Raw genomic sequence first — 22252 nt, forward strand, 5'->3', positions numbered from 1 at the left:
ATTTTCATCGCTACCTTATAAAAGATAGACTCACGCCCCAATAAATGAAACGTTTCAATATTGCTCAAAAAAATACTGACTCTCTAATACAGCTTTTTTACAGAATCAGTTACTATTATTTCTGTTTTTAATCGATTTACATGGGGAAATCCTGTTTGGTCACCTTTCATTCTGCTAATTAATGTTTCAGCAGCTTTCCTGCCAATCATCTCCATTGACTGAACAACAAAAGAAATCGGCGGCACAATGATTTGCGATAATTCCATTTGATCATAGCCAAAAAAAGAAATATCTTCACCAATAGCGACGTTGTGCTCATTTAAAAATTTAATGGCACCGATGGTCATTTCATAGTTGGAAGTAAAGATTACCGTAGGTAACTCTTTCAATTGATAAAGTTTTGCGGTAGCCTGATATCCGCCCTCTTTGGTATAGTCGCTATAAAAGATAAAATTATCATCTACTTCAATATTGTAATCTTTTAGAGCACGCAAATATCCTTCAAGCCGTTCTTTGGCAGTATAGATATTTTTAGGCCCAGCTATCATACCTATTTTGCGGTGACCCCGATTAATAATGGCTTCTACTGCTTGATAAGCACCGTTCACGTTATCAGATACAACACCATCGCAAGCTAAATTGGTGACAAGGCGATCCATTAATACGATTGGCATACCTTCTTCTAGCATTTGCTGTATATGTTCTCCAGAATCTTCTACCGGCATCAAGATGATACCATCGACGAGTTTTTCCTTAAATAATTTCAATTTCTCTTTTTCTTTTTCTAAACAATTTCGAGAATCACAGACCAAAATGCTATAACCAAATTCGTCAAATGCTCGCTCCATACCCTCAATAATGTGAGTACTAAATATATCGGCAAGCTTTGGTATCAATATTCCGACGGTAAAAGTCTTGCTGGTCTTGAGTCCTCTGGCAATAGAATTAATACTAAAGTTAAGATGCCGAATAGCATCTTCTATTTTTTCACTGTTAACAGACTTTATTTTATAGCCGTTTAAATATCTGGACACAGTACCAACAGAGGTTCCAGATAATTTAGCAACATCTTTTATTGTTGACATTAGCACTCTTCACTCCAATGAAACAATTTATCTGAATAAGCTTCTAGAAAACCCTATATACTTATAGGATTATCTGCAATAGAAACGTTTCAATTGTTCTTCTACTATTTTACTTGCTTGAGCCACTATTTGCAATTGTTTTTTTGAAGCAGGTGCTAACTACTCTGCTGATTTATAGTGGTGTAATTTCGCCCGTAATATCCCATAGATCTTGCCATGTCTGACCGTCTTTCCACAAAAATACCTGCCCTTTAATTAGGCGGCAATTTTTATCACTACCCTCAATTTCTTTCATTTCTTCCTCTGTGAGCAAATCGCTTACTGCTGCCTTAAGATTGCTAGCGTACTCATTGCGATGGATGGAAAAGGGTATTGGTATCTGTCCACGTTGTACTCCCCATTTTACACAAATAACTGCTGGATGAACCTTATGTTCTTGAGCGATTCTAACAATTACTGGGTCCTGAATATCAACTACATCATCCGCTGTTTTATCACGATCGGGGCGAGTCGGAGAACCAATGGGACAAAAACCGATTGGCACAATATTATTATCTATTACAAATTTAAAAAATTCTTTTTGCTGGAAGCATGGATGAAGTTCCATTTCATTGGCTGCCGGCTTAATTCTAGCATCACGCAGAACTAACTTTAATTTGGGAATTGTCATATTAGAGGTACCAATATGCCTAACTAAACCTCTGTCGACTAGTTCTTCCATCTGTCTCCATGTTTTCATATAATTTTCATGAATATATCCAGTTGCATCAGGACTACGAGAATCCACACTGCAACCTTGCGCATGGAAATTCGGAAAAGGCCAATGTACTAGAAATAAATCTAAATAGTCAAGCTGTAACTCTTTGAGTGTCTTTTCGCAAGACTCTATTACGTTATCATGCATATCATTCCAAACTTTAGAGGTAATAAATAGCTCTTCCCGCTTAATTCCTGTCGCCAAAATATCTTGGAAAACCTGGCCAATTAAATGTTCATTTTCATAAACAGCTGCACAATCAAATAGTCTAAATCCTACTTCGGCAGCCCCTCTTACAGCTGCTGCTATTTGCTCTGCTGTGAAACGGTCCGAGCCAAATGTCCCCATACCTATTGCTGGAATTTTCGCACCAGTATATAGTGTTCTCTGGGGAACTGTACTTGGATCAATACTATCGCTACCAACATGAGTCAATATTTTTTCTTCCATAAATCAATTCACTCTCCCTCTACGTTTATTCTTAAAATAGCTTCCTTACTCATTAACAAACATAACTTTTCCTTTTACGAGTCCAGGTGTCTTATACATAGCAAAGCCATTCTTACTCTCACTAAGTGGCAGTTTTTTATAAATTAGACTTTCATCAAATTTCAATGCCCCTGTGCCAAAATAATGAGCCGTCAACTGCCACTCCTGGCCAGGAAATGGAGCACTATAAGACATCCAAGAACCAGTTAGTGTAAACTCTTTACGATTCATATTTTCAAATAGAGCTGGCGTAAAGATCAACTCCTTACTTGGGGTTCCAATAAAGCAAACACTAGCTTTGTTAGCTGCTATCTCAAAAGCTAGCTTCATTGTTACATCGACACCTGCTGTTTCAAATACAAAACCAAAACCTTTATTACGGGTAAGTTTATTGATGGTTTCTTTAAATTCCTTATCTAAGGTATTCATCGTTATATCCGCACCTAATTTTTTAGCTAAAGCTAATCTAGCATCATCAATGTCAAAAACGAATACTCTCTTGGCTCCATAGATTCTAGCCCATTGCGCTGTAAACAAACCAATAGTGCCTCCACCAAGAATAGCTACATCTTCTCCACCATGATATCTCGCACAATTAATACCATGTAACGCTACTGTTGACGGTTCGAAAAAAGCCCCCTGTTCGTAACTGATCGACGGATCAAATTTTATCGCATGCTTTTCTGGCAGTTTGACATACTCGGCAAAACTGCCCTGTATTCTTGAGCCAATAAATGTATATTTTCTACACTGGGAATAATTGCCTTGCTCACAATCATCACATTTCATACATGGCACTAAGGGGGCTCCAGAAACGCGATCCCCTACTTTTACCCCTGTTACTTCTTTACCAACTTCCACCACATCACCTGAAAACTCATGTCCTAATACAATTGGATAGCTATGAGCCGCATTACCCAAGACTCTTGAGATGTCGGAACCACAAATACCAGTAGCCCTTACCTTAATTAAAACTTCCCCATCACTTAACTGGGGCATGGGAACTTCTTCATACCGCAAATCTTCTTTTCCATGTAAAACTGCAGCTTTCATTGCTAAACCTCACCTTTTGCAAAAGTATCTTTTAATTTTTCATATATTTCACGATATACTTCGTAATATTTCTGATACACCCTATGTGCCTTCATATCTGGTTCATGAACCCTAGTAATACTAACAGTGCGGTGTACTGCTTCTTTAAAATCTCTATATAGTCCCGTTCCTACTCCCGCCAACATAGCTGCTCCTAATGTAGTTGCAGTATCCGATGATGGTACTTTTATCACCTTTCCGGTTACATTTGCTTTAATTTGTGTCCATAAATTGCTATTCGCTGCTCCACCCATAGCAATTAATTCATTAACCTGTACGCCTACTTCTTCAGCTGCATTCAAATTATGATGAAGTGCATAAGCGCAGCCTTCTAATATAGAGCGCACCATATGCCCCCTAGTCTTGTCATAGCCAAGACCAAAGAATACACCTTTCGCATTTTTGTCCCAAATTGGTGATCTTTCTCCTGCCATATATGGTAAGAAAATTACCCCTTCTGAGCCATCCTTAATACCTGCTGCTTGGTTAACCAGTAGATCAAAAGCATTTTCTCCCGTGGTTTTCTCTTGCAGGGCTTCAAAAGCTCCGAGCTCCTGCTTAAACCATTTCAGACTACCACCGCCCACCGTTCCCCCTTGCAAGAGCCAAGCATTTGGAATTACATGACTACTTAATATAAGTTTTGGATGAGCTAACGCTTGGTTTAAGCAGATACTCATGCCACCAGCCTGACCACCTTGTTCTTGCGTCTGTCCAAATTCAATAACTCCAGCGCCCAAAGTCCCACATGCAGCATCCAGTCCACCAGCCACAACCGGAATACCCATTACTAAACCTGTTGCCTCTGCTGCCTGCTTCGTAACGTGACCAATGACATCATGACAATTGAATATGTCTGGAAGCTTTGAGAGTTCTATTCCCATATCCTCACATAAATCTGAGTCATAAGTACCGGTCTTCACATTAAAAACATGAAAACCATAACCTTGTGATAAATCTTGCGTCATTGTACCTGTTAATTTAAAAGCTATATAGGCATTACTTTGCAGAAATTTATAGGTATTGTCATAAACACGTGGCTGATTTTCTTTCAGCCATAAAATTTTTGGTGTAATATAGGTAGGATCAAAGGAGTTGCCACTAACAGCAAAGATCCGCTTAAAACCAAGTTTATCAACAGTTTTTTGTGATTGCATCACTGCCCGCCTATCCATCCAAATCATAGCATTTCGCAGTGGTTTTCCTTCACGGTCTACTGGTAAACAGGACCAACTTTGTCCATCAATACCTATACCAGCAATAGAACCAGGTTGAATAGCGCCTTTATGCAATACTTCTTTAATGGCCTCACAAATAGCTTGCCACCATTCCACAGGATTTTGTTCTACAAAATCTGGTGCTGGATAATACACTGGATAAGGTTTACTTGCTTGCCCAATTACTCTGCCATCAAGATTAAATATACATACCTTACATGCTGACGTCCCAAGGTCTATACCGAGTAATAACTTATCTAAACTTGTAGTGTTCACTATTATACAACACCCTTTTTTAGAATGATGTTAGCATATAATGCCCCTTCACTAGTAGCCACTACCACATATGCTTTTTTCGCACGTTCATAGAAGGCAAAACGTTCAATCTTTTCAATCTTGATTCCTTTTTCATGTCTATCAATTATGCGTTTGTAGTCCTCCCATATAACGGGTTTTACATTGTCACCCGGCACAACTTCCATAAGTGCTACAGGAGCTTCCACATAAGGATCCAAAGGAAATAATGATAAGATCGCATCTAATATCTCTGGCACATTATGTCCGTCACATCTCACCAAATAGTTAGTTGCACAAGTACCGGCCGGAAAATTACCATCAGCTATAACAATTTCATCGCTATGTCCCATCTCCATTAATACTTTCATCAGCTCAGGTGAAATAATCTTTGGAATTCCTTTTAGCATAAAATACCCACTCCTACTCTTAGCTATGTAAATATACATAATGAAACGTTTCATAATTATTCTAATAAAAATGATCACTAGTTTAAAATAATCTTGGTTTATTAAACGAATGATCGTTATGGAGCTGTAACCTATATTAATACTAGAATAAACACATTACTTGTTCTTTGTACAATAAGTTAGCATGAATTATACTAACTTATTGTACATACGTACTATAATGAATTATTTTTTACCAGTTGGATATAATGCTTTTTCACTTTCTGGGCTAGTCATATTTTCAGGAGTAACAAGGGTAAACCCAGTATCTACTTTCTTTTCAACAGATTTACCAGCTAATATATCAACAATTGCTTGAACACCTTTAAAGCCCATATTGTATGGCATCTGAACTACAGCTGCTTTACAATAGCCTTCCTTTATAAGTGGAATAACATCATCAGAAGCATCAAAACCAACTTCAATAATTGTTTTGTTATTTTTTTCTTTTAATGCTCTACCAACACCAACTGTACCTGGTTCATTACAAGCATAAACTGCAGCTAAATCAGGATTTGCAGTCATTAAGTCCTGGGTTAAAGAGAGTGCCTTTTGTTTGTCGGAACTATAGAATTGAGTTGGCAATACTGTTATGCCAGGATATTTGGCCATAACATCTCTAAAGCCTTTTTCACGCTCAATAGCAGTCTGAGCACCTGGTACAAAGTTTACAATAGCTACTTTCCCTTTGCCATCCAGCATTTTAGCCAAAGATTCGCCAACTGCTGCAGAAGCAGCTACATTATCAGTTGTAAGAAAGCTTTTATATTTATCTGTATTAAGACCTGAGTCAATAATAACTACAGGTATACCTGCCGCAATCGCTTTTTCAGTAACAGGTACCAATGCTTTTGCATCTGACGCAGCAAGTACGATACCAGCAACTTTCTGATTAATCGCATTCTCAATCAAATTAACCTGACCATTGATATCAGATTCCCCACCGGGTGCACCTGTGAATGTCATTTCGACTCCACCAGCTTTTGCTGCAGCTTCAGCACCAACTTTAACAGACTGCCAGTATACATGTTCTGTTCCCTTTACAATCACTGCAACTTTCTTCTTCACACCAGAATCTGCACCTTTCGTAGCATCTGCTGCTTTAGTATCTGACTTTCCACACCCCACTAATAACAGGGCTACCATAAAGACTGTTAAGAAAATACTAGCTACTTTTTTCAAACAAATCTCCCCCTCTTTATTTTAGTGACTACAACTATCCTCTACGTTCCTTTATTCCCCCTTTCAAATTACGAGAATTCCTCCTAATATTATGGTATAAAATAGCACTAATTTATTTTCTTCTTATTTTATCAATATACACGGCAACAATAATTACCAAACCAATCGCGATTTGTTGCCAGAAAGCGTTAACGCTCAATAAATTAAGTCCATTGCGCAAAATTCCCATAATACCTGCACCGATCATCGTACCTAAAATTGTCCCTGATCCCCCTAAAGGACTTGTACCGCCGATAATTGCGGCAGCAATTGCATCAAGTTCGTACCCAATACCTGCTTGCGCCTGTGCTGATACGAGCCTTGCTGTTAACATGACACCGACCAAACCAGATAATAAACCTGATACGATATATACACCATTCAGTGTTTTAGCAATATTAACACCCGATAATCTGGCTGCATCTTCATTACTACCTAATGCATAGATATATCTTCCGAACGCCGTTTTGTTAAGTATAAATCCAAATAATAATGCCATGATAATGGTTATTACTACAGGTACTGGAATAATACCTAGGATAGTTCCACCACCTATAAAATAGAAATCTTCTGGCAGTCCAGATACAGGTAACGAGTCTGTTATTACATAAGCAATCCCTCTGGCGATGCTCATCATGCCTAACGTCGCAATAAAAGGTGCTATCCCTAATCTAGTAATAGCTAATCCATTAGCCAGGCCGCAGACACCACCAACTAATACTCCTGCAAGCACGCTTAGCGGTATTCCAAAACCAGCTAATAAGGTTTTACCACAAACGATACCAGCTACAGCTAGTATCGAACCAATTGAAAGGTCAATACCTGCGGTTATTATTACATAGGTCTCTGCCATTGCCAGCATAGCGACTGCTGCAGTCTGTAATGCCACGGTTAATAGATTATTTACCGTAAGAAATGTATCTGTTGCTATGGAAAACACAAAACTTAATAATAATAATCCTGCAAAAGAGCCTAACTCATTGTATAATTTTTTATTAAATACTGTTTGTTTTCCTGACTGAACTTTAACTATATCTACACTCACATTATCACCCTTTCCAACAATGTCTTTCCTATTACTGGACAGCATGAGCCAACAATTTTTCCTGGGTAGCTACTTCTCTTATTGCCTCACCAGTAATACGTCCACCACGCATGACTAGTATTCGATCACTCATCCCCAATACTTCAGGTAACTCACTAGAAATCATTATGACCCCTACTCCTAATGCCACAAGCTTATTCATAAGCTCATAAACCTCAAATTTAGAACCTACATCAATTCCTCTTGTAGGTTCATCAAAAATTAATACATGAGATTTACGGCATAACCATTTTGCCAAGATAACTTTTTGCTGGTTACCACCGCTTAAAAATTTGGCTTTTTGCTCAAGATTAGGAGTTTTAATTTTAAGATCTGCCGTGTAACGTTCGGCTATTTCACGGCATTCTTTAACATTCACTACGCCCATCCTACATAGTTCAGGGATATTTGCTAAGACCATATTATCCTCAACCGATAACCCTAATGCTAAGCCATCTCTTTTTCGATCTTCTGTTAAATATCCAATGCCATTTTTTATGGCATCTCTAGGACTTTTAATTTTTACATTTTCTCCATGAATTTTAACAGTCATAGTAGCAGTTTCATCGGCACCAAATAATGCTCTTGCAAACTCCGTACGACCAGCTCCCACCAACCCATATATTCCCAAGATTTCTCCCTCATATAGTTTGAAATCTTTAATATCGTGGATAGTTTTACTAGCCATATGCTCAACTTCAAGTATAACTTTTCCTTTACTGACGTTATGATGAGGCGGGAATTTATCTTCTAGGCTTCTACCAACCATTGACGCTATCAAATCTTCGAGTAATGATTCATCATAATCAACAGTCTTAATATACCGACCGTCACGCATTACCGTTACTCTGTCTGCTATATGTTTTAATTCTTCTAAACGGTGGGAAATATATACAATACCAATTCCACGGCTTTTAAGTTCTTTTATAACTCGAAACAATTCTTCTACTTCTTTTTCAGTAAGAGCAGCTGTTGGTTCATCCATAACCACAACTTCTGAATTCATGGACAATACACGTGCTATTTCTACCATCTGCTGCTGTGCTACGCTAAGGTCTTTAACCAAAGTATCAGGGTCAATGTTGAGGTGAAGAGATTCCAAGATCTCTCTGGTTTTTTGTTTTAGTTTTTTTTCCATTATTACAAAGTTAAAGACTTCATTTCTAGGCTCACGACCGATAAAAATATTATTGGATACACTAAGATCAGGAAATAAACTAAATTCCTGATGAATAATATTAATCCCCAAACTTTGTGCGTCTTTTGGTTTCCTTATACTAACTTCTTCACCTTTAAAGATGATTTTTCCCGAATCACAAGTATATACGCCAGTTAGAATTTTCATTAGGGTGGATTTCCCCGCACCATTTTCACCTAACATCGCATGAAGTTCACCTTTTCTAAGATCAAAACTTACATCGGTTAATGCCTTAACTCCAGGAAAAGTCTTATAAATATTCTCCATCTTTATTAATTCAGCCAAATATTTCACCACCTAATTTTTTAAATAGTTTATTGAGTCGCCGTTGTGCGTCATCACCCCTTTGCTTAAACTATCAAAAACAGATCTACCTAACTCTCATACAACTGCATTTTTGAAACGTTTCATAATTTGTCATAAAAAAAGCAAGTAGCTCTTTTTTTGCAGTATTTTATCAGAATAATTCAATCATTCATCACGCAGTAAAAGAAATACTTAGCCGTTTTGTAACGTTTCAATCTTGTATTATTTGTATAGTAACCCATTTTCTAGTAAACTGCAATAGGTTTTTTTCAATATTGCATGAAAATTTTGTTAATTATTCTTTACTTTGAAATTATCACTATTATCAACTGATATATCGTTTCAATTTATTTATTTCACAGATTATAGCGTATTTAATTGGCTAAATGGTATTTCCCTTGAGAATACTTGCTAAACTTATATCTAATTATGAAGCAATAAACATATACATAATTTAAAACAATGATGATTGCCTAATTTTTAGTGAATATGCCTCTCTGACTTTCATGATTTCGTCCCCACGAGGATGACCTACTAACATTGGTGAGTGAGGATCATGCAGATACATATTTTTTCGTATCATGTGTTCGTTGGTAGTAGCATAACAATATACACAGCCATTGGAGCAGCAGTCATAGGCTCCAATATCAATACTTCTGATGCAGCCACAGACCGGCCGCTGATTAGGGTCTTTTTTCCCATGAATCGGATATCCTATGATATTCTCAATCAGATTTAGGTCAATACAAGATGCGTGATGAATACCATACTGACTTAGATCGATGGCCTCAGCACAGGTTTCTAGCAAGACATTGTATTTTTTCGCAATGTCAGAAAACCTCTGAGAAATTTTATTCATATCTATCGTGTTTACCTCAGAACTCACAACATTTTTTGCATTTCGGAGGACCTGGGTGTATAGATCGACAAAACTAATAATGCACTTGTTTGTATAATCACCCAAGATATCAATCATTTTCCCAAAAGCATCAAGATGATACTGCACTGAAAACGTTTCATTGACGATTACTGGGTCATAGCGCCAAATCACACGTTGTTTTCCAATTTTATTACTTAATTGTTTAAAAGTTTCCATAATCTCCGTTTTCCTAGGCAGGCCTTTTTCTACTTTATGCCCATAGGGCGTAATCGTAAACTGAAAATAATATGGATACCCCATTTTATCAATGCTTTCTAACTTACTTAGCATTGGCTTGGGATTTTTGGTCCAGAATACAATACAATCAACCACATCATTGTTCAGCAATACACTTGTCATGCGATTTGGATTCTGCGGGTTTTTAACGTAGGCAAAACCTGCCTTTAGACGATTAATAAACCATTCCGAATAAAATGCTGGAATGTCCGTTCGTCTGCTAGCGCTTATAATCATTTCTTATCACCACTACTTTGCTTCCGGTATTTGCTCGGAGTAAGCTTGGCCTGTCTTTTGAAGAATTCATAGAAATTCGAGAGGCTACCGAATCCACATAGTAATGCGATGTTTAATATATTGATATCCGTATTTATAAGCAAATACATGGCCTTTTGTACACGCAATTGATTCATGTATTCCGTAGGTGTCATATGAAATTGCTGACGAAACAAATAGATGAGATGATTTTGGCTAACACCTAACTCTTTTATTTCAACTGAAAGCTTCTCTCGATCAGCAAAATAGGTATCGAAAATATTTTTTGCTTTTTTAATTAGGACTAACATCGGATTAAACTCAATTAAATCCGGTCGGCATCTTTTGCAAGGCCGTAATCCATAGGAGTAAGCTTCTTCGATTCCGTCAAAAAACTCAACATTATTTATCTTAGGTTCTTTCGATTTACAGGATGGCCGGCAAAAGACGCCAGTTGTTTTCACACCGTATAAGAACACACCATCATAGGAACTGTCGCAATGAACAACTGCATTCCACTTTTCCTCTTTGCTTAGTGCCATAATTATCACCGCCATACTTATAATGATAAATTTCAACGATAAAACGAAGCAATTGAACGTAAGAAAAAAATTTTATTCTACTGCTCCAACTTCAAAAGATGTTCTTTAACGTTGAGTCCTGCAGCATATCCGACTAGTTTTCCATTTGCCCCTACTACACGATGGCACGGAATAAATATCAAAATAGGATTTTTGTTATTTGCCATACCTACTGCACGAGCAGCGTTCGGCTGACCAATCCGCTTTGCGACCTCTCCATAGCTTCGTATTTCACCACAAGGAATGTCTTGTAACGCTTTCCACACCTTTTGCTGAAATTCTGTACCTTCGGGAGCAAGAGGCAGTGCGAATGACCTACGCTTTCTTGCTAAATAATCATTTAGCTGCTGGCTGGCTTCCTTTATTAATGAGGTTTCCTTTACAGTAGCATCTTGGAGGACGTTATCTTCTTTTAAAAAAACATTTGTAATTGCCTTTCCATCTTCCATAATCCCAATCTTACCAATGGTTGTTTGATAGAAAAATATACTTTTCATGGGTTTACCTCCCAAGCTCTTATCTGGTATTGCTTGCCTTTATTTTACGCTATAGAATAACTATTTGTCTTTCTAAATATCACTTTCTAATTCTTCGTAAGTTATTAAAAATGGGCATCACCCTTTGCGAGTAAGCCCATTTTTTAATCAACATTATATCACCGTTAAGGCAAGTCGTTCTTTCTTATGCCAAGCCCATGGTAAAATTATTGAATCATCCCTATTTAGTTATATTTCTATCTTTAGAGCAATTTCATCACAGTTAGGAAATTTTGTACAGTTTATACATTCTTTCCATACCTTATGCGGCAATTGGTCTTTAGATAATTCGATAAAACCTTGTTTAACAAAAAAATTAGGCTGATATGTTAACGTAAATATCGTCTTAATCTCTAAAGCTTTCGCTTCTTCAATTAGGCCTTGCACAATATTACGGCCGATACCCGATTTAATAACATGGGGGGCAACTGCCATTGCTCGGATTTCCGCTAGTGAATCCCATACTAAATGCAATGCCCCAATACCAACAACTTCTCCATTATCTTCTGCCAAAATAAAATCTCGCAACGTTTCATATAACATATTACGCGAACGCCCTAACATCAGACCCTGTTCAGCATAAGCGTTAATTAAATTATACATACTTTCTACATCTTTAAATGTAGCTTTACGATAAATCACTTATACCACTCCCTTAATGTATAATTTCACATTATACATTAATAAAAATACTGGCACAATACATTTTTAAAAAGCTTATCCTATTTCTAAGAATGTACCTCATTCACCTATCCAGCTTTTTGAATGGGGTCTACTCTATATAATTCATTTATTGCTTCGTCTAGTCTTTGACTAACGAATAACACATCTGGATGTGATATTCCTTTTTTGAGCGCCATTACGTGCATTTCATGCCGCAAGTACTCTATCTTACACCATAAATTTTCCACGACAAAATCCCTTCATTCTTTCTTTATTTTCAGCACATTATCCATTATATGTAAAACATCTTGCAAATTGTGTCGAACTAAAGTTCTAAAATAAACTTTATTTCATTAAATAAAGTTTTTCTTATCCTTATGTCGAAGATACAGGTTCTTTAGTGCGCTTTAACTCCACTGGCACCCATACAAAGGAAACTATTGCAGCATAATAACAAACCAAGGTGCTGCATGCAACAAATTTTATTTACTCTTCTTTGCTCGCAAAAAAAGAAATTGAGGTTTCTGGGTTAGTTTTTCGTATACTTTAGGATGTAATTCTTTGAATTTTTCTGTTGGCATAGGTTCTATTAACTTTTCAATGGTAAATCCTGCATCTAAAATAGGCGAGACTATTTTAGATAAAGGTCTTCTGTAAAATTGAACTTTTACTTTCCCCTTATTTGTCTCCCACTCATCTTCTATAATCTCTGTTAAAAAGTAGTTTTCTCTATTAAAATATGTAAAATCCATAAATGGATGATGTACAGACAGTATTAAAGAACCTAATGGCTTTAATACTCTAATAAATTCAGCCATCACAAGATTCCAATCTCGAACATAGTGAAGTGTTAAAGATGACAATATGATATCTATGGATTTATCTTTTATAAAATTAAGAGGTTCATTGAGATCAGCTCTTATAATATCAGCTTTATCGCCAATTCTTTTCTTTGTCATTTCTATCATTTTGGGACTAAAATCTATCGCTGTTACATTAGCTCCCTTAGTAAGTAACCAGTTACTATACCATCCTGCAGCACACCCAGCATCTAGCACCTTTTTTCCTGCAACATCAGGAAGCAATGATAAGGTAGCTGGTCTTTCATAGTAGGCATTAAATGGTTTCGTATCAACACACTCAAAATAATACTCTGCCATTGTCTCATAGGAATCATAAGAAATCGAATTTTCATTTACTGTTCGTTTATTTTCCAATAAATTCGTCAATATTATCTCCCCCTAATATGTAATGAAATTAAAGCTTCTCACAATTTCACAAAATTCTTAATGAACTATAAAATGTACTTAAATGAACGAGTAGTGTACCCACTTTATCGTTATTAAAGAAACTAAACCCTCAACGTTCTTTTAAAAAGGTTGCTACTATACAACGCCATATTTAGTATATACAAAAAACGTAACAGCATTACGCTGATACGTTTTCCTTAACTAATCCTACAAGTAGTCTTCCTGCTATACTTATTTTTCTTATCACATAATTCCCCACGAAATAACATAATGCCAAACACCTGCAAGCTAAGCTGCTTTGCAGGTGTTTGGCATTATATATTATCCGCAGGATCTTTCATCCTAGGTCCGAGGTTCGGACTAGACTTTATGATGCGAATATTTCTCTACTTTTTCGATACGCAATTACATCGTCAACCGTAACCACAGGCATATTATTCTTCTCTGCAAATGCAATGATTTCGGGTAGCCGTGCCATTGTACCATCAGGATTTGTCAATTCACACAATACGCCAAAAGGTTTCAAACCAGCAAGTCGCATTAAATCAACGTTGGCCTCTGTATGTCCAGGTCGCTCCAGTACACCGTCCCGTTTGGCCTTTAATGGGAAAACATGTCCCGGACGCACAAGTTGCTCTGGACTTATAGGATCCGCAATCGCTGCTTTCACTGTAGTAACCCGATCGGCAGCAGAGACACCTGTAGTAACTCCATTTGCTGCTTCAATAGAAATTGTAAAAGGGGTTCCAAAACTGCTTGTATTAATATCTACCATCATCGGTAATTCTAATGCCTGCACTCTTTCCTCAGTCAAACATAAACAGACAATTCCACTGCCCTCACGAATTAACATTGCCATTTGTTCGTCTGTTAAAGACTCTGCTGCAAAAAAAATATCACCTTCGTTTTCCCGATCTTCATTGTCGGTAACTAAGATACCACGACCACTGCGCAATGCAGTAAGAGCGTTTTCCACCCTTTTGTCAGCGTTTCCAAAATGAGTTAGTAAAGTTTGATTCATAGTATATTCCTCCTAATAATTTAGTAGGACTTACCAGAATCAGGGCACAGAAAAAGACAGTTCAACTTTAAACATAAATAAAAACTTGATTCCTTCTAAGAATCAATTGGTTGACTGCCTTACTCTCTTTCATCCGGACTATACCGTCGGCACTGGCTTCTCACCAGTTCTGCTGACCTCTTCCTATAGAAGAGCGCTCGCGGGCTCCTCAGTAAAACTGAGATACCGCCGGTGGGGATTTTCACCCCGCCCTGAGAATAAGTCGCTATTTAAATAATATTCTTAAAGGTTTATATTGTCAAGCTTGCAATCGTCTTGTGTCCGTCAAGAGGGACGAATCCTCTAATTCTCTGCCTTTTTTGCTTTTTCTGGATTCTATTATAAAATTATTACAAATTTCGATAATTTTCACCGTTTTTTTTAAAGGTTTTTTGTATTTTGATATAGAATTGATAATCTGAAATTGTTAGGAGGTAGTAAATATGGAGCAACTCACCAACGAAAAAATACTTGAGGCTTTTAAAATTGTTCTTCCCTACTTAAACAAAATTGTCCGGGAAGATATGGCTGTTGGATTAACAGACAAAACGGCATACTTATCCTACTACCGTGCAAAAGAGTTTGAGCTTGATTTACCTGCTGGTAAGCCTATCAGAGGAATTAGTACTATCGAAGACTGTATTAACACAGGTAAAGAAACGTTTGCAGATATTCCACCTGAAGTGTATGGTCGTACTATAAAGACTATCTTCACTCCAATTTATGGCGTTAATAAAGAAATTATTGGGACTCTAAGCTCTGGAATCGATTTAAATGATAGCCTTAAATTAGTTGATACTGTTGAAAAATTAGCGAATTCAACTGGATTAGCCTCAGCAAGTGTTGAGCAAGTTGCTCAGAGTGCAAGTGAACTAGCAAGCGCGGGGCAAAAAGCAATTCAGCTAGCAGGAGATTTGATAAAACGGAATGAAGAAACAGTTCAGGTCATTAGTTTTATACGTACCATAGCGCAGCAAACAAATCTCTTAGGACTAAACGCGGCGATTGAAGCAGCCAGAGCAGGAGAACAAGGCAGAGGATTTGCTGTTGTAGCTGAGGAAGTTCGAAAACTTGCTGATCAATCGCAAGAAGCAACAAAGAAAATACAGTTAACATTACAAGAAATGAGTAAGGCTGTTTCCGATATCTATAAATCAATCGAAAATACTAGCTCTATTAGCCAAGAACAGGCAGCATCTACTCAGGAGATCGCAGCTAACTTAGAAGAAATAAATAAAGGCGCGAGCAATTTAGGAAAATATGTTGAGCGGTATAAATAAATAATTAAAAAGTAAGAAGTGATATCTTACCGCAAAGATATCACTTCTTACTTTTTTTCCTTATCTACTATTCAATCATCTTACTCCTAGTAACTTTGGAATAAAGCCACATGAACCAAGTACGCAACACAAAAAAACTTTCTACAGCTACGAACATACTATAGAGAGCTAAAAATAAAATACTAATTCTTTTTACAAATTCATTTCCTATAACTAATTGAAATAAATATTTAGAAACATCAATTACATCGTTACCAATCGGCGCATTTACAGCATGGGGTACGTGTTCCATAAAAAAAACTAAACGTGTTGCAATCAATAAATATAAGTACATTTTCCCTAATTTCTTTATAGACCGATATCTTTCATTCGGCAATTCCTTAGATGTTGACATGTAATGTACCTCCCTTTTGAAATAAGAATAGTAATATTTATGATAGTCCACTTATTATTTTAGGATAACTACATAAAACTATAATAGGAATCTCTAGCCTTGGCATTACCCCTATTATGACACAGCATAGCCTAGGATAACAATGTATACTTATTTCCTATTTTACTTTATGTTCATCATCCACTACCCCGCAGAGGTCAGCGAACCTGTCCCTTGACACCGTGAGTCTTGACACAAGTTCTATTATTTATGCACGATATATTTAACAACCCTTCAGAGGTACTGCAGGAATCTAATGTAATTTTGTGGTATATGAATCTATATGATAAGAGCGGGGAGGATTTATGAAGATTTCTAAGCTACAAGGTCCAGCAGCAACTTATAAACACGACGATCATGTTATAAAAAATATAAACAAAGAATTTCGCATTCAACTGACATATGGTCAACGTATAGCCGATTGGTTAGCTAAAGTGGTTGGCAGTTGGCCCTTTATTATTTATCAGAGTGTTGTAATTGTGATTTGGATGGCAACAAATGTGTATTTGACTTATAAGGCGGTTAATGACACAGATTTTTTTCATTCTTGGGACCCATATCCTTTTATACTGCTTAATCTTGTTCTAAGTTTTCAAGCTGCGTACACTGGTCCAGTAGTAATGATGAGTCAAAACAGGCAGAATGAAAAAGATCGGTTGGCAGCAGAGCATGATTATGAAATAAATATAAAAGCGGAAGAAGAGATAAAAGTAATTATGGACCACTTAGTTCATCAAGATATTATATTGAAAGAACTTATAGACCATATAGCAAAATTAAATGTAGAGTCTCTAATAACAAAGGATCACCGCTAGTAAAATTAGCCTGAAAAAAACAAAACCATGTCCTAGAGTTTTTCTCCTCAGACATGGTCTTAGATGTTATTGCAATACATCCTTTAATGATTATACTATACTCCATTTGATAATCATTGTCAATTAAATCAATATCCATCCCCTTTTATATTAATTTAGGTATTTCTACTACCTAAATTGAATGTATGCTAAATAATTTCATTATTGTTATTCTGTTTAAGCCACCAAACAATAAAAGGATATGACCAAAAATGACAGGCTATATAAAATAGCTTGTCATTTTATCTTTGAAAGCCCTCACAGAATACGCAAGGGCTTTCTTATTTAAGAGTACTTATCATTCTAGAGAATAATATTTATGCTTAATTTATATTTCACGCATAGATAGGTTAAGTTGTATACTCAGACAATCGAAGGTGATGAGCAAATAGTAAGCTTAAACAAAAGGAGTCAACATCATGGAGAACTGTCCACTATACCAATTTTATACCTTGAACTTCTCCACTGCTATTTGTAAGTCACCCGCCAAATTAGCCAAACTTTTGCTGGCTGAGGCAATTTCCTCCATTGCCGCTGACTGCTCTTCTGTCGCAGACGATACGGTCTCTGTCTCCATTGCATTTCCTTTGCTTACCTTATCAAGCTCATGACTGGCTGTTACCAATTTACGATTACCTGTAACTATCCCATTGATAGCATTAAAAACATCTTGAATCTGTTCCGAAAGCTGCGTAATACTTATGACAATGCGATCGAAGGTTTCACCCGTGGAATTCACAAACTCAACACCTGCTTTAACACCTGCCGAACTTACTTGCGCTGCTTCGACAGCTTGATTTATATTGGCCTGATTATGATTAATCAATCTCCCGATTTGCTGTGCAGCACGATTGGACTCTTCAGATAGTTTTCTTACTTCATCCGCTACCACCGCGAAACCTCTACCATGTTCACCAGCTTTAGCCGCTTCAATGGCAGCATTTAATGCCAATAAGTTAGTTTGTCCGGCAATTGTCGAAATAAGGTTAACAATGTTACTAATTTCGTGAGAGCCTCTAGCAAGCTCGCTAATCGCTTCGTGTACAGCTTCAGATCCTTGATGAATTTGCTGCATTTGCTGGATAACCTGTTCTAAGCCTCGTTTACCTTGCGTGGCTTCATCAGAAGCATGTTTGGCAGTTTCTGACGTTTCATTCATTACTACTAAAATTTGCTGAGTTCCAGCCGAAATCTTCTCAGCCACTGCTGTTATTTGCGCAAGCCCAGTCACCTGTTTCCTGGTTCCCTGCGCCATTTCAGTAATTGAAACGGCTACTTGATTTGCCGCCTGTGCTGACTGCTCTGCACAGGATGTTAATTCTTCACTTGACGCGGCCACCTGCTCTGCCTTACCTTGTACTTTATTTACTAATAAACATAGATTTGTCTTCATATCCCTAAAGCTTTGCGCCAATTGTCCGACTTCATCTGCAGAGTTTATCTTTGCCGGTCGATCTCTAAAATCTCCCTGAGCCAACAGTAGACATTCATCGCGGATAATCCGAATAGGTTTGGCAAATAACTTGCTTATATAAAAGATAAATAATATGGCAAAAGTGATAAAGATCACCGATACCACTAACATCGTCCGAGATAGAATGGCCACCTCTTTGGTAGCTTCCGCTTCTGCAACAGTTACTATCATCACCCAATGCATACCATCGGGCAGTTCAATGGGCGTAAAAACAGCCCTATGACTAACACCATCAATATATGTATATCTCCCCTGAACCTGTCGACCGTTTTCAACTGTCGTTTCAAATAAGTTGATCAACCGGTTATCTAGTTCGGCTTTTGGCAATTTTAGTTCGGCATCTATATTACTTTCGCTCAATTTTAACTTAGTAATTAATTCCGTCCTTGGATGAGCAATAACAACTCCCGCACTATCTGCTAAATATCCGAAACCACTATCCATAAATCTCAGACTCCCCATTATATCCGATAACTTCTCCAATGAGCATGAACCACCTAAAATCCCCACCAATTGGCCATTATATACAACGGGTACAGTTAGATTAATAGCTAATTTGCCGGTAGTTTTGGAATACAATGGATTAGAAACATAAGCCGTTTTAGTTTCAACTACCCTTTTAAAATAATCACGATCATTGTGCTTACCAAGACTACCATCCGATCGAACCCCTGAGCCATCAGGAGAAATAAAGAAAATAACATCAAACATCCCCATCCTCTGTTTTGCTTGCGCCATTAATGTAACAAGCTCACTTTTATCGCTGCCTTTTTGAATAGCAGGAACACTAGCAAGATCCTCTAGACGAACTATTCTGTCCTGTATCATATTTTCAATTCGGTTGGCATAATCAGTACTAGTAGCTCTGGCAGTATCGTCTATGCTCTTTTCCAGTGATCCACTAGACAGATAATAACTGAGACAAGATAGTATGCCTAGGGACAAAATAAACACTGGCAGCAAAATAATCAGTAGTCTTGTTTGAATACTTGTTACTTTCACTTTTTTCTCACCTTTCAAATTTTATGTAAATCTATGATTTTCAAATTACTTCTCACGCCAAATACAATATTTGAATAGTGTCAACCCTTACCGTGTCAGAAAAGCACAACTTTACCTTATGGCAAACCTGTGCTTGATTCTGACATATTAATTGTTTACGCCCTTATTCAACAGCAAATATAATACATACTGGGCTACCGGTTTTTATTACCTGACCAGTTGGCGTTACTTTTCCCGTTTTAGGATTTATTTGAAAAGTGACGATAGTATCGCTATTTTCGTTAGCTGCATACAAAAATTTACCTGATGGATCAAAAGTGAAGAAGCGAGGGCCTTTGCCCTGTGAAGACTCCCAACCGACGGGTGACAAGGTACCATTGGCTTGATCAACAGCAAAAGTGCCAATGCTATCATGCCCACGATTAGATACATATACAAACTTTCCCGAAGGCCCTATCATAATTTCAGCTGCCGTATTGTCACCAGTATAAGTGCTGGGAATACTAGGTATAATTTGCAGCGGTTTCAATTCACCGTTTTGCGCATTATAACGATAGGTTGTAATGGTAGAATCCAGTTCATTGGAAACGTAGGCAAAGGGGCTATTGGGATGAAAAGTTATATGACGGGTGCCTGCGCCTTCACGGGCAGTAACAACCGAAGTTTCTCCCGGAATCAGCTTGCCATGTTCCGCATCAATTTTAAAGGTAAATACTTTGTCCAATCCTTTGTCAGGAACCAAAAGAAATTTTTGCGTAGGATCAAACATTATCTGATGAGGATGAGAACTGCCCTGTTGGGTACGGTGCGGACCTGGTTTGCCAGGAAGCTGCGCCTGATCAACAATTGGCGACAAGGAACCATCAGGATTAATTGGTAATGAAACCAACGATCCAGTTGCATAATTAGCTACCAACATGAACTTATTAGAAGGATCAGTCACTAAATATACCGGATTTTTCCCATTCGTGGATTGTTGATTCAAAAAGGTTAACTTCCCGGTTTGTTTATCGATCGCAAAGGCACTGATTTCACTAAAATCGCCATGTACTGTATACAAGTAATCTTGACCTCGATCTAATGCTAAAAATGAAGGGTTTTCCTGAGATGTTTTTACAAGTTCCACATGTGTCCATTCTCCAGTTACAGGATCAACACGATAAACATTAATTCCCTCACCACGGGCATTACGTTCTTTTGTGGTACGAGAACCTACATAAGCATACATTACACCGTTTTTTTTCATCGTTGCACTAGCTAATGGCTTAGCTGGTGATTCCGTGGCCGCTGCAACTAGCGGCAAAAACGTGAATACCAAAAGAAGTACCATACTGATTATAACTTTGGGTAAATCTAGAAATAATCTCTTATTTAAAAGATTATTTCTAGCAATTTGGAAAGAGTATTTGCTATTATAAGCAGTTAATCTCATATATACGTCCTCCCTCTTTTCTTTAAAATCAAAGAAAATATTTACGACTGGAGTGCTAAGGTATCTTGTTTTTCTTTTCCTGACCCATATCGCTTAACTACAAATTTGGTAACCATAGGTACAACGACGGCAGTAAGTAGCACCGCTGTTGCAAGTTGTATAGTCGAAGCTGCTACATATTGTTGCATGGATGGATCAGCCAGTGCAATTGCGGCCGGCGTAGCCATGGAAATCCCCGCCGTACCAGCTGTAGCTATACCAGCATAACCAGGTCTTCTACAAATCCACCGATCTGCCAACAGCGCAGGAAGAGCACCACAGACTATCATAATAAAGCCTAAAATAATACCAGAAATTCCTCCTTGGATAACTGTCATTAGATTTACACCTGCTCCTAAAGTAAAGGCAAAACAAGGTATAATGGGCTCTACTCCTTTTCCTAATAATTTACGTAAATCTTCATCCATATTTCCTAATATAACGCCTACTATCATTGGTGCGATGGCCGCGATCAAACTTGACATCGGGATGGTAGCCATGCCAGATGCTCCTAGTGCAATCAAGGCCATAAATGGTCCAGATTTGATGGCCAATACGCTCATAGCCCCTAAATCAACGTCATCACCATATTCCGAAACTAAGGCCATGTACAATCCACCGTTACCACTAGTAAGCGCACTTATAATGGCTATTACGGAAATTCCCCAGAATCCGTCCATGCCGAATAGTTTAGCTACAAGCATCCCAAAGACAATACCGGTTATAAATTTCATAGCTAACAGTACTGAGCCCCTTTTAAAAGCTTCCGGTGCACTTTTAAGCCTCAGTTGGCTGCCTGCGAATAAAAAAGATACGCCTACCAAGCTTTGCGCTCCTTTATTAGAAAAAACACCTGTCATATACCCACCCATGTCCAATACCTGAGGAAAAAACGTGTTTACAATTGCTCCCAGAAGCAATGGCACTACCATTACCCCTCCTGGAATTTTTTTTACATTTGATAATACTTTCATACTAATTATCCTCCTCGTACAAAATATAATATTAAGATTGATGGGGTTTATATTGATTAAATCAACAGACC

21 protein-coding genes and 1 riboswitch are annotated in these 22252 nt (G+C 37.6%); of the genes, 2 read left to right on the forward strand and 19 right to left on the reverse strand.

Features of this window, described 5'->3' with window-relative positions; all coding sequences use genetic code 11:
* Positions 1-83 precede the first annotated feature (83 nt).
* From UFO1_RS14860 to ribB, 15 genes are all read right to left on the reverse strand, one after another.
* A complete protein-coding gene (locus UFO1_RS14860) occupies positions 84-1085 on the reverse strand; it encodes a LacI family DNA-binding transcriptional regulator (protein WP_038672040.1) in 1002 nt (333 codons plus the stop codon).
* Between the two features lie 172 nt (positions 1086-1257).
* Positions 1258-2292, reverse strand: coding sequence for an aldo/keto reductase (locus UFO1_RS14865; RefSeq protein WP_038672042.1), 1035 nt, complete (start codon positions 2290-2292; stop codon positions 1258-1260).
* Between the two features lie 45 nt (positions 2293-2337).
* Entirely contained in the window at positions 2338-3384 is a 1047-nt protein-coding gene (locus UFO1_RS14870; protein WP_038672044.1) for a galactitol-1-phosphate 5-dehydrogenase, read from the reverse strand.
* A gap of 2 nt (positions 3385-3386) precedes the next feature.
* Entirely contained in the window at positions 3387-4916 is a 1530-nt protein-coding gene (locus UFO1_RS14875) for an FGGY-family carbohydrate kinase (RefSeq protein ID WP_038672046.1), read from the reverse strand.
* Between the two features lie 2 nt (positions 4917-4918).
* Positions 4919-5344, reverse strand: coding sequence for an RbsD/FucU family protein (locus tag UFO1_RS14880; protein WP_038672048.1), 426 nt, complete (start codon positions 5342-5344; stop codon positions 4919-4921).
* 225 nt (positions 5345-5569) lie between these two features.
* Entirely contained in the window at positions 5570-6565 is a 996-nt protein-coding gene (locus tag UFO1_RS14885) for an ABC transporter substrate-binding protein (RefSeq protein WP_038672050.1), read from the reverse strand.
* Positions 6566-6677: 112 nt separating this feature from the next.
* On the reverse strand, positions 6678-7649 hold the full coding sequence (locus UFO1_RS14890; protein WP_236639213.1) for an ABC transporter permease: 972 nt from the start codon (positions 7647-7649) through the stop codon (positions 6678-6680).
* A gap of 31 nt (positions 7650-7680) precedes the next feature.
* Positions 7681-9171: a sugar ABC transporter ATP-binding protein gene (locus UFO1_RS14895; protein WP_038672052.1), complete on the reverse strand. Its 1491-nt coding sequence runs from the start codon at positions 9169-9171 to the stop codon at positions 7681-7683.
* Positions 9172-9646: 475 nt separating this feature from the next.
* Positions 9647-10585, reverse strand: coding sequence for a DUF1848 domain-containing protein (locus UFO1_RS14900; protein ID WP_038672054.1), 939 nt, complete (start codon positions 10583-10585; stop codon positions 9647-9649).
* Entirely contained in the window at positions 10582-11145 is a 564-nt protein-coding gene (locus tag UFO1_RS14905) for a bifunctional transcriptional activator/DNA repair enzyme AdaA (RefSeq protein ID WP_038672056.1), read from the reverse strand. The genes UFO1_RS14900 and UFO1_RS14905 overlap by 4 nt, the downstream gene beginning before the upstream one ends.
* A gap of 77 nt (positions 11146-11222) precedes the next feature.
* Entirely contained in the window at positions 11223-11681 is a 459-nt protein-coding gene (locus tag UFO1_RS14910) for a methylated-DNA--[protein]-cysteine S-methyltransferase (RefSeq protein WP_038672058.1), read from the reverse strand.
* Between the two features lie 228 nt (positions 11682-11909).
* Positions 11910-12362, reverse strand: a complete 453-nt coding sequence (locus UFO1_RS14915) for an N-acetyltransferase (protein ID WP_038672060.1) — start codon at positions 12360-12362, stop codon at positions 11910-11912.
* Between the two features lie 107 nt (positions 12363-12469).
* Positions 12470-12631 (reverse strand): aspartyl-phosphate phosphatase Spo0E family protein, encoded by a 162-nt coding sequence (locus UFO1_RS26015; protein WP_038672062.1) that lies wholly within the window; start codon positions 12629-12631, stop codon positions 12470-12472.
* 234 nt (positions 12632-12865) lie between these two features.
* The gene (locus tag UFO1_RS14925) at positions 12866-13612 is read right to left on the reverse strand and encodes a class I SAM-dependent methyltransferase (RefSeq protein WP_201771024.1); all 747 of its coding nucleotides are present in this window, start codon (positions 13610-13612) and stop codon (positions 12866-12868) included.
* Between the two features lie 388 nt (positions 13613-14000).
* Positions 14001-14654, reverse strand: a complete 654-nt coding sequence (gene ribB, locus UFO1_RS14930; protein WP_038672064.1) for a 3,4-dihydroxy-2-butanone-4-phosphate synthase — start codon at positions 14652-14654, stop codon at positions 14001-14003.
* Between the two features lie 117 nt (positions 14655-14771).
* A riboswitch (FMN riboswitch) is annotated at positions 14772-14917 on the reverse strand.
* Positions 14918-15136: 219 nt separating this feature from the next.
* Here ribB and UFO1_RS14935 point away from each other — a divergent pair.
* Entirely contained in the window at positions 15137-15973 is an 837-nt protein-coding gene (locus UFO1_RS14935) for a methyl-accepting chemotaxis protein (RefSeq protein WP_038672066.1), read from the forward strand.
* Positions 15974-16040: 67 nt separating this feature from the next.
* Here UFO1_RS14935 and UFO1_RS14940 read toward each other — a convergent pair whose 3' ends face one another.
* A complete protein-coding gene (locus UFO1_RS14940; RefSeq protein ID WP_038672068.1) occupies positions 16041-16367 on the reverse strand; it encodes a hypothetical protein in 327 nt (108 codons plus the stop codon).
* A gap of 344 nt (positions 16368-16711) precedes the next feature.
* On the opposite strand from UFO1_RS14940, the gene UFO1_RS14945 reads away from it, so the two are divergent.
* Positions 16712-17221 (forward strand): DUF1003 domain-containing protein, encoded by a 510-nt coding sequence (locus UFO1_RS14945; RefSeq protein WP_051788960.1) that lies wholly within the window; start codon positions 16712-16714, stop codon positions 17219-17221.
* 484 nt (positions 17222-17705) lie between these two features.
* Here the strand turns inward: UFO1_RS14945 and UFO1_RS14950 are convergent, their stop codons facing one another.
* From UFO1_RS14950 to UFO1_RS14960, 3 genes are all read right to left on the reverse strand, one after another.
* Complete coding sequence (locus tag UFO1_RS14950; protein WP_038672070.1) at positions 17706-19736, reverse strand: methyl-accepting chemotaxis protein; 2031 nt, start codon at positions 19734-19736, stop codon at positions 17706-17708.
* Between the two features lie 163 nt (positions 19737-19899).
* Positions 19900-21168: a lactonase family protein gene (locus tag UFO1_RS14955; protein WP_201771025.1), complete on the reverse strand. Its 1269-nt coding sequence runs from the start codon at positions 21166-21168 to the stop codon at positions 19900-19902.
* Positions 21169-21209: 41 nt separating this feature from the next.
* Positions 21210-22181: a 2-keto-3-deoxygluconate permease gene (locus tag UFO1_RS14960; protein WP_038672072.1), complete on the reverse strand. Its 972-nt coding sequence runs from the start codon at positions 22179-22181 to the stop codon at positions 21210-21212.
* Positions 22182-22252 lie beyond the last annotated feature (71 nt).

The organism is Pelosinus sp. UFO1, from assembly GCF_000725345.1.
Lineage (GTDB): Bacteria > Bacillota > Negativicutes > DSM-13327 > DSM-13327 > Pelosinus.